The 12,602-nt window shown below is 47.8% G+C and carries 10 protein-coding genes; 7 read left to right on the top strand and 3 right to left on the bottom strand.

Annotation, left to right across the window (positions count from 1 at the left end; translation table 11 throughout):
* Positions 1–8: 8 nt before the first annotated feature.
* The 3 genes from FIU82_RS14825 (at position 9) to asnB (ending at position 4,684) form a co-directional block, all read left to right on the top strand.
* Positions 9–1,433 carry a sodium:solute symporter family protein gene (locus tag FIU82_RS14825; RefSeq protein WP_152441400.1) on the top strand — a complete coding sequence of 475 codons (1,425 nt, stop codon included), beginning with the start codon at positions 9–11 and terminating at the stop codon, positions 1,431–1,433.
* 102 nt (positions 1,434–1,535) lie between these two features.
* Positions 1,536–2,615, top strand: a complete 1,080-nt coding sequence (locus tag FIU82_RS14820) for an aspartate carbamoyltransferase (RefSeq protein ID WP_022944944.1) — start codon at positions 1,536–1,538, stop codon at positions 2,613–2,615.
* Positions 2,616–2,644: 29 nt separating this feature from the next.
* Positions 2,645–4,684: an asparagine synthase (glutamine-hydrolyzing) gene (gene asnB / locus FIU82_RS14815; protein WP_022944945.1), complete on the top strand. Its 2,040-nt coding sequence runs from the start codon at positions 2,645–2,647 to the stop codon at positions 4,682–4,684.
* A 39-nt stretch (positions 4,685–4,723) separates the two neighbouring features.
* Here asnB and FIU82_RS14810 read toward each other — a convergent pair whose 3' ends face one another.
* From FIU82_RS14810 to FIU82_RS14800, 3 genes are all read right to left on the bottom strand, one after another.
* On the bottom strand, positions 4,724–5,263 hold the full coding sequence (locus FIU82_RS14810) for a carboxymuconolactone decarboxylase family protein (protein WP_022944946.1): 540 nt from the start codon (positions 5,261–5,263) through the stop codon (positions 4,724–4,726).
* A 180-nt stretch (positions 5,264–5,443) separates the two neighbouring features.
* A complete protein-coding gene (locus tag FIU82_RS14805; protein WP_022944947.1) occupies positions 5,444–6,766 on the bottom strand; it encodes a porin in 1,323 nt (440 codons plus the stop codon).
* A gap of 197 nt (positions 6,767–6,963) precedes the next feature.
* Positions 6,964–7,458 (bottom strand): MarR family winged helix-turn-helix transcriptional regulator, encoded by a 495-nt coding sequence (locus tag FIU82_RS14800; protein ID WP_022944948.1) that lies wholly within the window; start codon positions 7,456–7,458, stop codon positions 6,964–6,966.
* A gap of 158 nt (positions 7,459–7,616) precedes the next feature.
* On the opposite strand from FIU82_RS14800, the gene FIU82_RS14795 reads away from it, so the two are divergent.
* The 4 genes from FIU82_RS14795 to FIU82_RS14780 all read left to right on the top strand — a co-directional run bounded on the left by FIU82_RS14795 (position 7,617) and on the right by FIU82_RS14780 (position 12,595).
* Positions 7,617–9,575: a methyl-accepting chemotaxis protein gene (locus FIU82_RS14795; protein WP_152441399.1), complete on the top strand. Its 1,959-nt coding sequence runs from the start codon at positions 7,617–7,619 to the stop codon at positions 9,573–9,575.
* A gap of 112 nt (positions 9,576–9,687) precedes the next feature.
* Positions 9,688–10,542, top strand: a complete 855-nt coding sequence (locus tag FIU82_RS14790) for a D-hexose-6-phosphate mutarotase (protein WP_152441398.1) — start codon at positions 9,688–9,690, stop codon at positions 10,540–10,542.
* 9 nt (positions 10,543–10,551) lie between these two features.
* A complete protein-coding gene (locus FIU82_RS14785) occupies positions 10,552–11,067 on the top strand; it encodes a PH domain-containing protein (protein ID WP_152441397.1) in 516 nt (171 codons plus the stop codon).
* The gene (locus tag FIU82_RS14780; protein ID WP_152441396.1) at positions 11,057–12,595 is read left to right on the top strand and encodes a PH domain-containing protein; all 1,539 of its coding nucleotides are present in this window, start codon (positions 11,057–11,059) and stop codon (positions 12,593–12,595) included. Before FIU82_RS14785 ends, FIU82_RS14780 begins: the two co-directional genes overlap by 11 nt.
* Positions 12,596–12,602: the final 7 nt, after the last annotated feature.

Genomic DNA, 12,602 nt, shown 5'->3' with positions numbered 1-12,602 from the left:
GAAGTAGCATGTTAGATACGCAAACTGCGCTCATTATCACCGCTATTTTTGCTATCGTTTGGGTTGTTTTCGGCTGGTGGCTTGGACGTCATATTAAATCCCATGAAGACTTTGCTTTGGCAGGACGTAATGTTGGCTTTGCCTTTGCGACCGCCACCGCGATGGCAACCTGGGTCACCAGTAATACCACCTTGGTGGCACCACAATTGACGTACCAATTTGGTATTTGGGGGATGGTAGGTTACTCCTTTGCCGCGTTAGGGCTGCTGTTATTTGCTCCGCTTAGTCAACGCATTAAGCGGCTGTTGCCCACAGGGTTTACCAGTGGCGACTTTATTCGCTTACGCTTTGGTCGCTTTAGTTGGCGCATATTTCTCATTATTTCCTTGGTTTACGCTTTTAGCTGGCTAGTCAGTTTAGGCATGGCAGGGGGGGTTTTACTGGAATCACTCAGTGGCCTAGATTATCACTTGGGGATGACTGTAATCCTCACCATGTGCGTGCTATACACCTTATTCGGTGGGATGCGCGCGGTGATCGCTACCGATTTTATTCAAGCGCTGATTATCGTGATTGGCGTGATCATTGTGGCTGGTGTGGTGATCGATAACTACAGCTTGGAAACGGTGCATCAGAACCTCGCCGCAGAGCATCCCATGCTGTTGGATTTATTGTTTCCTGCGGCATTACTGTTTTTGTTTAACAACATCTTTTTTGGCTTAGGAGAGATCTTTCACTCTAACGTATGGTGGTCACGGGCTTTCGCCTTTCGTGTTGATACCGCTAAAAAAGCGTACTTCACCGCCGGATTATTATGGTTGCCGATACCCATAGTGACAGGGTTTATTGCCCTTGCCGCGCCAACCTTAGGTATTTTCCCTCCCAGTGCGGATATGGTCGGCCCCATGGTGGCGGCAAATGTGCTTGGTTATGGGGGCGCTATTTTACTGTTTATCATTGTTTTCTCGGCGCTTGCCTCGAGTCTTGATTCACTTTTAGCAGCCACCTCTGACCTTATTACTCAGGATATTTATAACAAGCATATTAATCCTGATGCTGACTCTGAAACGTTAATGCGTATCGGTAAGCGAGTTATCGTCATTCTAGGGGTCGCTACATGGGTGTTGTGCCTGCCCAAACTAGCGACTCTGGGTGCCTTACTTAATTTTGCCGGTGCGTTCGTTGCGAGCACCATTTGGCCCATCGTACTTGGCTTATATTACCGCCGCTTAATTGGCAAAAGTGCTGGTTTGGCCATGCTTTTGGGCACAACAAGTGGGTTGATTGGTTACTTTGCAATTGGTTTTTACGTCGCGGCATTAATTTCCTGTGCCGTGTCCTTGGTGGTTTGCATCATTGCATGCAAGCTGAATAACACGCCCTTTAATTGGCAGCAACTAAAGACACCAACGGAGGACAACCATGATCTCTAGCAGTTTGTTTTCTCTGTTGATATACGCCGCTCTGGTGCTGGCGTTGTTGTGTCCTATTTTACTCGTGACCTTATTTGTTCGCGATCATATTAAGGGAAAATTATGGTAAGTGCCCTCGCCATTGAAAAAGCCGCTTTTGATAGAGCTCGCCCTGATGTTTACGGTGATGCTCACCCGAAGGCGTTATTACGAGCAATTGAAGAGGATGGAGACTTACTCCATCAAGTCGAAAATCAGCATATCATCAGTGCTGATCAGTTGAACCGCGATATTTTGGTGCAGCTATTTCGTCTGGCTGCGAAATATGAAAGTAACCCTGCACGCTATCGCTCGCCGCTGCAAGGGAAGATTCTCATCAGTGCTTTTTATGAACCAAGTACGCGTACGCGGTTATCATTCGAAAGTGCCTGGCATCGCCTAGGTGGCGATATCATGTCAATTACCGATCGCTCCTCTACAGGGATTGCCAAAGGGGAGTCTCTTGCCGATGTCGCAGAGATGTTTAATAACTACGGCGACTGTGTGGTATTGCGAGATAATGCCAATGAGTCTATAGCGGAGATGGTTGGGCCGCTGCGTATTCCTATTATTAATGCCGGTAACGGTATTGATGAACACCCAACACAAGCAATGTCCGACCTATACACTATTTTCAAATGGTGCCCAGCGCTACTTAATCCAGAGCATGAGGATTTTCGCCAGCTAAAAATCGGCATTGTTGGCGTTCCGAATCAAATGCGCACGGTGCGTAGTCTGCTTAAAATGTTTGTGCATTTCCCCGAGATTGTCGATGAAATAGTATTACTCAACGACCAAGATGAAGACACCATATTCGACTCTGGCCAAAAACAGCAACTCATTGATGCCGGTATCCATATTCGTACCAGCAAGGAGATGGATGAGGTTCTGCCTCAGCTAGATGTGGTGTACATCAATGCCATTGCTTGGGTAGGCGATAGTTTTGAAACCTATGGCAAAAAATACGGCCTCAATTGCAAATCTCAGCTGAAAAAAGACGCCATCATCTTACACCCTTTAGCTCGAGGTGAAGAGCTCTCCACTTGTTTAGATGATACGCCTCATAATTGGTATTTCTCCCAAGCGCGTGGCGCAGTATTTTTACGTATGGCACTTCTCACTTGTATGGTGCAGCGAGCCGATACAGTGATGGATGTCATTTAGCTAGCAGTTTAATTTAGTAAGGATTTTACATGTGCGGTATAGCGGGAGTATTTAATCTCGATCCAACTCAATCCATTGATCCACAGCTGCTTGTCAATATGGCGGCTATCCAACACCATCGCGGCCCCGATGGTTTCGGCTATCGTCGTATCGAGGGTAAAGGCATCGGCTTTAGTCATGCCCGCCTTTCTATTATTGACCTGAATGAGCAACGAGCACGACAGCCTTTTATGAACAGTGATGAGCAACTGATGCTTACACACAACGGCGAGTTCTATGATTATGCCCGAATTCGTGCCGACTTAGTGGCTCAAGGCGCTCGTTTTCAATCGAAAAGTGACTCAGAAATTGTGCTCCATCTTTATCAGCGCCAAGGGATGCAAGCGATGCTGGAGCAACTGCGTGGGGAGTTTGCTTTTGCACTGTATGACAACAAAGAAGACACACTGCATTTAGTGCGTGACCGCTTCGGGATAAAGCCCCTGTATTACACGCAAACACAAGACGAAGTGGTGTTTGGCTCAGAGCTAAAAGTGCTGTTTGCGCACCCCAAGGTTAAACGACAGTTTTCCAGTGCTGGGCTCTATCATCAGCTTATTCAAGTGATGGTGCCGGGGAGCACGGCATTCGCTGACGTACACCAAGTCAAGCCGGGTCATGTTGTCAGTTTTAAACGGCAAAATGGGCAGTGGCAAATCACGGATAACCGCTATTGGGACGTTAACTTTCCCCGCGCTGAGGAGCACCAAAATGACGCCGATGAACAGTTGTATATACAAGGAGTCCGCGAAAAGTTACTAGAAGCGGTGCAGCTGCGTTTAACAGCAGATGTGCCAGTTGGCTGTTACCTGTCGGGTGGCATTGATTCTTGCGCGATTCTCGGACTCTCTTCGGCGGCGAGTCAGCAACCTATCAAGGCATTCACCATTGGCTTTGATAGCGACGATTATGATGAAACCCCCATAGCAAAAGAAATGGCCGAAGCCACGCAGGCTGATCATCACATTATGTCACTAAGCGGTGATGAGCTTTACAGTCATTTTGAGCGCACCTTATGGCATACCGAGCGCACCATTTACAACACCTTAGGTGTGGCAAAATACCTCATGAGCCAGCAGGTGAACGACGTAAACTATAAAGTGGTGATGACTGGAGAAGGGTCCGATGAGCTCTTTGCTGGCTACCCTTCGTTCCGTAACGACTTGTTCCTTTATGGTATGGATGAAGTGGATGCCGATGAGCGCGCAAAGTGGCAGAGCATGTTACAAAAAACCAATAAGCTCTTTAAGGGCGCGATGCTCTCGCGCAATGAGTGTCGTAATGAGGCCTTGGAAAGCCTAGTTGGTTTTACCCCCAGTTGTTTACAACCTTGGCTGGCTTGTGGTGAGTTCGCCGATGGGTTGGTGGCTGAGCAACATAAAACAGCCTTAGCTGATTATGATGCTGGCAAAGCCATTGCGGACACCTTTGACAACGATATGTTAGCAGGGCGTCATCCCCTCGATAAGGCGCAGTATGTATGGATTAAAACCATGCTCGAAGGGCAGATTCTCACTTGGGGTGGTGACAGAGTCGATATGGCTAACTCGATGGAGGCGCGGCCAGCGTTCTTAGATCATCACCTTGCTGAGTTTGCTTTTAACATCCCTCCTCATCTGCGTATTAAAGACAACAAAGAAAAATACGTGTTACGTGAGGCAATGAAAGGGTTGCTGCCGGAGACCTTATATAAACGGGAAAAGTTTGCTTTTATGGCGCCGCCCGCTCACACCGATGAGAAAAAGTGGCAAGCGATGAAGCAGTTAGCTGACAAGTACCTAAGCGACGAGGCATTAGCACAATCAGGCCTGTTAGACCCGCAAGCTGTGGCGGATTTATTTGCCCTTCACGATGCCCCTGACACTGATGATGCATTGAAGGTGCAGTTGGATGCGGTGATTAATCACATGATTGGCGTTCAGGTATTGCATCAGCAGTTTGTAGCAACCGATGTGCCTCAACAGGCTGCACAATTGGCGCAACATTATGGTTGGCGTGCTGACGACGCGCACCAAGGTGCGCAAATATAAAAACTGAATAGGGCTGCAAGCGCAGCCCTTTTTATGGTGTTAGGCAAAAGGTTTAAAGGCATCGTCCAGTGGTGTGTCGGCGAGGTGATTTACGTAGTTACTCATCACTTTTTGGCTGAGAGCAAGAATAATATCCAATAAATTCTGCTGACTATAGCCGGCAGCGAAAAAGGTCTTACTTTGTTCATCGCTCAAGTGACCACGCTGACGCACAATTTCGAGCGTGGTATCACGCAGTACTTCTAGCTTGTCGTCACCTAATGGCGCCTGGTCACGCAAAGCCTGATTAAGGTCGTCATCTACCTTCATTGATTTGGCAATAGCTGAGTGCGCAGGGACACAGTAATGGCATTCGTGTTCAACGTTAATACTCTGCCATACCACTGTTTTTTCGGCATTATTGAATGAGCTGTTTAAAAAGGCTTCATGCAATACTTGGTATCCGTGTAAAAGCTGTGGCGATTCGGCCATGACTGCGTGCAAATTAGGAATACTACCAAAAGCTTGTTGTGACTTCTCTAGTAAGGGTTTGCTGCTTTCTGGCGCGGTCTCTGGGGTATGTAAAGTAAATTCTTTCATCGCTATCTCCTTTTGGTGTGTAGGAAGTAGACTAGGCTTATTTGAACGCTTATTCAAATAAGCTTTAGTTATATCTGACTTCACACCCATCTAAGGTGCGGTGAAATAAAATAACGGTACATCGGGTCGCACAGGGCAATAAAAAAGGGCCATCAGGCCCTTTTTCAAATAACTCACTACTTAGAAGTAATAACCAATATTGATATTGAAACGGCGTTCTGTTTCGTCACTGTCACCAGCAATAGAACCCCCTACAAATGGCTGATTCTTAGCATGTACTAAGTCAAAGTAGGTGAATAACCCGCCTGCGGCAACAGAAACGCCGGTTACGTTCATCCATGTGTCTTCGCTGTTGTCAGACTTATCGTAGATGATGCCGTAGTCATTGTAAAACTGCAGATTGGTGACCGGACCCCACTCAACAGGAAGGCTGTAGGCAATGTTGGCGTTGGTCATTGTGGCTTCTGCGGCAATACTGTCATAGAAGGAGTAAGCACCTACCGCCATGCGATCGACGTTGTCGATATCGTAGTTGTAGTCACCATGTTGCAACTGGAAGTTCCAGGGGCCGATGTTGCTATTTACGTGTACAGCCCACGCTTGGTAATCTCCGGCACGGTCATTACCATCATGCAGGCCACCGGCTAAGCCAGAAACACCAATCTCAGTTTTGCCACCTTCATGCTCTAAGTGGTAAGCGTAACGACCTGAAAAAGTGTTGTATTCACCAATCGGGTTGGTTGGCTCTGCGTAGATACCATCACCTACATTTCTAAAGCCAACAACATCATAAGAGTAACGATCACTGCGATTATCGACGTAACCATCAACGCCACCTAGCTCATCATTTTTGAAAAAGCCAAGATCGAGTTGCCAGTTATCGGCTACTTTACGCTTAAATAGCACACCCATGTCATGGTCATCTTCTAAACCAATGTAGTAAGTGGTGCCGAAGAACCAGTTGTGTGAGTTGTACGGCCAATTACCAAAAGGCACTTTGGTAATACCGGCCTGCACTTGCCAGTCTTCCGCGAAATCGTAGCCAACATAGGCATATTTCACGGCCGTCATGTAGTCGAAGAAGCGAATCTCAGCGTTGAGCTCGACATCACCAATATCGCCAGAGAAATTTAACCGGAAGATATCGAAGTCAAAGTCGCCGCCACGATTTTTATTATCATCATCGTAAGAGGTATGGCTGAAGTTAGTACGTACTGCACCACCTACATGAATGCCATCTTCTTTCTCGGCGCTCTTTTCCATCGCCACTGTTTGCTCAAGCTGCTGCTCTTGTTGAGCAATACGGGTATTAATCTCTTCTTGCTGCTGTGCTTGTTGCTCTGCACTTTGCTCAGCGGCATCAAGCTTTTTCTGCAACTGCTGCATTTGCTTTTGCAACTGTGCCAGTTGCTCCTTCATTGCCTCCATTTCTGGGTTCGCCATTGCGGTGCCAGAAACACAGGTAATGGCAAGAGCCAATGCGGTCTTCTTGAACGTAGTCATAATTGCCCTATGTTGTTGCCATAATCACTTAGCCTAGACTAAGTATTTGAATTTTTCGAAGTTGATTAACCAGATTAAATACTGGCCAGTGGCGTTAAGGGATCATCCTAGATACGACCCCTCTATGCCAAACCGTGCTTTAGTGTAGCAAGAGGAACCGTTTTGGGGAAATGTGTAAGTGTTTACTAATATTAGAGTTATTCTGATTTTCCAGGGTCAACCTGACGGGTAATTGCACCCACTTCCAGTAGCGGAGAGGCATCTATGTTATCTGCGTCCATCATTGCGGCGATGCGCTGCATCGACGAAAGTAGCAGAGTTTGCTCCCATTCAGAGAGGCTGCTGAACTTCTCGATAAAGTGATCTTGAAGTGGTTGTGGTGCCTGATCAAGCAGCGCTTTGCCTTGTTCGGTTAAATATAAGCTCACTCGGCGTTTATCAAGTTGGCTGCGCACGCGGCTTACCAGGGCTCGACTCTCTAGCCTATCTAAAATATTGGTGACTGTTGCCGGGCTAAGATTCACATTTTGGGCAATGCGGCTGGCCGTGATGCCGTCGGTTTGTGCCACTTCATGCATAATTAGCAGCTGGGGGCCAGTGAGGCCGGACGTTTTGTTCAGTTGTTTGGAGTGCAGATCAATGGCGCGGATGACCTTACGCAGGGCAATTAATAACTCGTCATACTTTTGCATTTCCAACCTCCAACTGACTAAAGCAGCCATTATACCTTTAAATACCAAGCGGACTACACCCCCTTGATAAAAACCGTTACGTTTAAGGTTTATAAAAACGTGGCGAGTTTAGGCTATTGAAACTAAAGTTAATCATTATTACCTAGCGCAATACAACTATGAGTATTAGAAGCAAGTTATTACTGGCCTTTGTCAGTGCAATTATTCTACCTCTGGGTATCATTGCTGTAATTGTTATTAATCAAGCGCGTGACCAAGCGCTGAGTAACTTTCAAGACTTAACTAATCGCGAAGTCATCCAGATTGATAGAGGCCTCAGTTCGTTTTTTGCCGAGATAGTGAAAGATGTGGACTTTCTCGCCTCACATCCCAAAGTGTTGGCAGCAACCACGGATGTCACTCTGTATAAAAACAGTGACACCAGCAGCGAACTCGATGCGCTAGCTGGCTCGCAAATTGAGCGGCAGGCGTTTACGTTGTTTAGTCATTTTGGCGAAACCCATCCGGGCCTTGCCTATGTGTATATGGGCAACCAAGAGGGCGGCTATATTCAGTGGCCACAATCAGCAGTTGGCCCTCGCTACGACCCGACCCAACGTCCGTGGTATCAACATGGTGCAAATGCAAATGGCGAGACGGTGCGCACCAATGCTTATTATTGGGCTGCTGATGATACGGTAATCGTGTCCACCGTAAAAGCGGTGAAAGAAGGCGGGCAAGTCGTGGGTGTGCAGGGGATGGATGTGTCGTTAAAGGCACTCACCGATATGGTTAAAAAAATCACTTTAGGTGAGTCGGGTTACCTCATGCTGGTAGAAGATAGCGGCACGGTATTAGTTAACCCTAAGGATCCGGAGCATAATTTTAAACAATTCTCCCAAGTCAGCAACGGCGCTTTTAGTGAATTGGCGCAAAGCCGTAATGGCGACTTTGAAGTGACGTTGGCCGGTGAGGATTACTATGCCCACCTCTATACCTCGCCACAGCTAGGTTGGAAGTTCATTGGTTTAGTGCCGCAAAGCGAGGTGATGGCGGCGGCCAACGCCATGACGTGGACGATTATAATTGTTTGCCTGGTACTTGCTGGGATATTTGCGTTGTTAGGTAATACCATAGCGGGGCTTATCAGCGGCCCAATTATTACTGTTAGCAAAGGCTTAGAGGATATCTCCGAAGGGGATGGCGATCTTACCCAGCGGCTGCAAGTAAGCTCGAAAGATGAGACGGGTGCTTTGGCAGCGAACTTCAATGTGTTCTTAACTTCTATTGCCAAGTTGGTGGCACAAATAAATGACACCGCGAAAGAAGTGAATGAGGCAGCAACACATTCGCTGTCACTTTCGAGTAGCTTAAATGGTTATACTGACCAGCAGCAGCAGGCACTTGCAATGGCTGCTACGGCCATTAACGAAATGGCGGCAACCGCAAATGAAGTGGCGCAAAGTTGTGCCAATGCCGCCGATTTAGCGCAGCAAACACGCGATGCCTCCGAGCAAGGGCAAGAAGTCATTACCGAAGCCGTGGCCAGTGTCACTGAGTTGTCGCAGGCGATTACCTCGGCGGCAAGTGACATTACCCAGCTCGCACAAGAGAGCGAAAGTATTACCTCCATTTTGGATGTTATTCGCGCCATTGCTGAGCAAACTAACTTATTAGCACTCAATGCCGCAATTGAGGCGGCCCGTGCCGGTGAGCATGGACGCGGCTTTTCCGTTGTTGCCGATGAGGTGCGGGCGCTGTCGCAACGAACCTCACAATCGACAGAAGAAATCGCCACGCAACTGGATAAGCTCAGAGCGATGAGCGAGAGGGTTGCGGGGGAGATGAATCAAAGCTTGGCTCGCAGCACCCAAACTGTTGAGCAAACCAATGCGGCGCAACAGCAGTTTGTGGAAATTAATCGCTCAGTGATGGATATTAGTGATCTCAATACGCAGATAGCGACGGCTGCAGAGGAACAGCAGCACGTGGCGGAAGATATTAATCGTAATGTCGTAGAGATTAAAACCGCCGCTGATGAAGTCAGTGAGGTGGCGACTAAAACAGACAGCAGTGGCCAGCGTTTAGATGCGCTTGCGAAACAATTGGCCGCTCTAGTTGGGCGCTTTAAAACCTAAATGCAAAGTAAAAACATGACCGCGAGATGAATTATTTTCGCGATATATTTACTTAATTATGATTATTTGGGTATGGTGAAGCTGCATTGGCTTTTTTAAGAAGGAACGAAGTATGCAGCTTTCACCTAGTGTTACTATTGCTCGATGTGAGTCGGGTTTAGAATACTTACAGGTTAATTCACCCTTGTGCCAAGCCCGTATTTTTCTTCAAGGCGCACAACTGACCGAATACACTCCAGCTAACCAAAAGCCACTTATTTGGGTATCGAGCGAGGAGGATTACCAAGAGGGCAAAAGTATTCGTGGCGGGATCCCCATCTGTTGGCCTTGGTTTGGGGTGCATCAAAATCCCGAATGGCCCATTCATGGTGTGGCTCGAGTATCGTTATGGCGTGCAGAAGAAGTAAAAGAAGAACAAGACGCCATTCGCATCAGCTTGTCTTTGCCGATGGCGCAGGTGGATAAAACCTATTGGCCTCACAACACCAAGTTAGAGGTTGAATATGTACTGAGCGATAAACAGCTCGAGGTACGGTTGACTAACACCAACTTAGGTGACGGCCCAGTGCAACTAACACAAGCACTGCATAGCTACTTACCGACCCCAGATATTACGCAAACATCCGTAGACGGCCTGCAGGGGGCACAGTATATCGAGTTTGGTGAAGGGCCCTTTGAGCAACAAGAAGTGGTTCACTTTGGCCGTGAAACCGATATGGTTTACAGTGATGCACAGCCATTGCAGCGTATTCGCACCCCTGACGGCACCATTGAGGTTGCCCGGGAAAACTCGCGTTCGTGTGTTTTATGGAATCCCTGGGTAGATAAGTCTCAGCGGTTATCGAACTTTGCAGACGACGAATACCATAAAATGCTGTGCTTAGAGGCCGCAAATGTGCTTGACGATAAAGTTGAACTTGCGGCGCAGCAAAGCCATACACTAGCAACCATTGTTCGCTGGGGCTAGTAACGGTCTATGGACTCGTCATTTGGTAATGAGCAGATTGAGCACCTGCCACAGCACCAAACCGTGCAATTACAACCTTTGCCGGGAGCGGCGTTAGGTTATCGGCTAACGCGGGCCTTGTTGTGGTTAGTGGGGTTGCTCGTTGCTACAGCCGCTGTTGCCTATTTGCGACCGCTTGATTTTGCCGCTTTGCGGCCTTGGTTGCCCTACGTTCTCCCAGCTTATGCATGTCTACACATACTCTGGCAGTACCTTACTTATCGCCATAGCGGTTATGCGATTCGCGAGCATGATGTGATGTATCAACGGGGGGTTATTTGGCGAACAACCACCCTACTTCCTTTTGCTCGTATTCAGCACAGCGAAATTCATCATGGGCCACTTGAGCGGCTCTGGTCTGTAAGTACCTTGCAGTTATTTAGTGCCGGTGGTTTTGCTGCCGACCTAACCATGAGTGGACTGCATCATCAACAAAACCAAGCCCTGCGCGACGTTATACAGCAGTACCACAACGATGAGCAATAATAGCAGTAATACGGCTGAACCAGCGCAGCAGTGGCAGCGCTTGAGCCCATGGGCGATTCTTTATTTCATTGTGAATACCGGTTACCGACTTATCGCTGATGGCTTCTTAAATATGTTGCCGGTCTTGGTGCTCTTTGTTGTAAATGTTGAACGTAAGATATTTTGGGCAGCATGGGGTGGAGGAATCGCGCTGCTGGCATTAGTTGCGTATGGCTGTGCTTATTACGCAACATTTCGTTTTCGGGTGCAAGGCGATGCTCAAGTGTTGCTTCATAAAGGTGTGTTTACTAAAGAGCGTCTGGCGTTACGTTTTACACGGGTGCAAAATATTAACCTTGCCACGCCTTTTTACTTTGCTCCTCTGGGAAGAACAAACTGCCAGTTTGACGCTGCTGGTAGCAGTGACAAAGAGATAGTCTTACCCGCCTTGAGTAATGCCTATGCGCAGCAACTACGTCGCTTTATTTTAGCGTCGAAGCAGCGCAGTGATGAAGTGGAGGGCGATACAGAGCAAGAGGCTCAAGTAGCAACCTCGGCTGATTTAGCCTTGCCGAACCATGAAGTGGCCAAATATGGGTTAATGTCGAATATGGCATTGCTGGCGCTAGCGGCCCTCATGCCTATTGTGAATATGGTCGATGGACTATTTGAGCAACTGGTGATCGCTAACTTAGATGCCTTTTTCAATGCTCACGACCTCTTGGCTGCATACGCTGAAGAGTTAACCCTGATCACTTTGCTTATCGCCGCAGTGATACTTACTGTCGGTGGTTCAGTGATCATGGCGTTATTACGGTTTTATAATTTTGAACTTTTTATCGAGCAGGCCCGTTTTCGTCGAGTTGCTGGGTTGTTAGAGCGCCAGCAACTCAGTATGCGTTTTACCAAGGTGCAAAGCGCGACCATTAAGCAAAACTGGGTCGCGGTATTATTGCGCCGTTATACCCTGAGTTTTGCGCAAGTGGCTACCTTCGGCCCGAAACACCAGCAGGATAAGCAATCGCTGTTATTGCCGGTGTTAACGCATGCGCAGATGACCCAGATGATGGCAACGATGTTTCCTTGGTTTGCTAACTATGACAGTGATTTGCAGCCGGTATCTCGGCGCTACTTTTGGCATCGCGTCGGTTTATTTGCCGCATTGCCGTTAGCTACAGTGAGTTGTTCATTGGCGGCTTTTATGCATTGGGCGTTCATTGCGTTGGCGCTGTTAATACTGCCTTTAGCGCTTTACCATTATTGTATATACAAGCGTCTTGGCTGGCAGTTAGTCAGTCATCAAGGGCAGGAGTTTTTAATCCATCGCAGTGGCCTAATTGGCAGTGTGCTCACGGTGTGTGAGCTCTTTAAAGCGCAGCAGGTCAGCGTGGTGCAAACAGCATTAATGGCCAAAGCACAGGTCGCAACCATTAGTATTCAGTTTGCGTCAAAGCGCCTCACCTTGCCATTTATGCCTGAGCAGCAAGCACGGATGCTGGCCGATCGACTGTTATTTCATATCGAAACCGACCAGCGCGCTTGGTTCTAATGGCTTT

This window comes from Pseudoalteromonas sp. THAF3 (assembly GCF_009363775.1).
GTDB classification, from domain to species: domain Bacteria; phylum Pseudomonadota; class Gammaproteobacteria; order Enterobacterales; family Alteromonadaceae; genus Pseudoalteromonas; species Pseudoalteromonas ruthenica.
This window is presented reverse-complemented; position numbering and strand designations above follow the sequence as displayed.